Source organism: Rhodococcus sp. IEGM 1408, assembly GCF_033142235.1.
Taxonomy (GTDB): domain Bacteria; phylum Actinomycetota; class Actinomycetes; order Mycobacteriales; family Mycobacteriaceae; genus Dietzia.
The window spans coordinates 1-534 of sequence record NZ_JAWLRW010000050.1; the positions used below are offsets into that span (position 1 = coordinate 1).

At 61.8% G+C, this 534-nt stretch carries 1 pseudogene; it reads right to left on the bottom strand.

From position 1 onward, the window contains the following. Positions 1-327, bottom strand: a pseudogene (locus R4P08_RS18440) (hypothetical protein); the annotation flags it as partial. Between the last annotated feature and the right edge of the window lie 207 nt (positions 328-534).

Consider the following 534-nt stretch of genomic DNA (forward strand, 5'->3'; position numbering starts at 1 on the left):
GAGGAACCCCGAACGCTCGTAGATCCACTCGGACGTCGAGTCGATCATCACGCAGATCTCCTCGTTGATCACGAAGTCCGTCGCCTGCGCCCACGCCTGGTTGATCATCCCGACCTTCTCCATGTACGGGGGCGGCTGGCCGTTGTCCCGCATGTAGCGTTGCAGCACTTGCTGTTCCATGACGATCTTCATGTTGTCGATCCGCTCCGCGATCCGCTCGCTCTCGGTCTCGAGGAACGCCTGCTGATCGGTCGGGCTCAGCTCCTGCGGCAGCCCCTGGTGCTCCAAGTAGAGCTTCATTATCTCCTGCGTTATCGGGTCGATCATGGGTGTCACTGTCCTCTGTCTCGGCGAACAAATCGAGTTGGAAATCGTCGGAATCTTTAGCCACGGTGTGCGCTCCTGAAGTCGGGCGAGACGTCTGTGCGACCCGCACTGCCCGGGACCGGGCAGGGATCGTTAACGTCGTCGTCGGCCGGAGGCGCAATCCCCGGCCACATCGGACCTGGTGGGTCTAGCCGGACCCACCAGGTC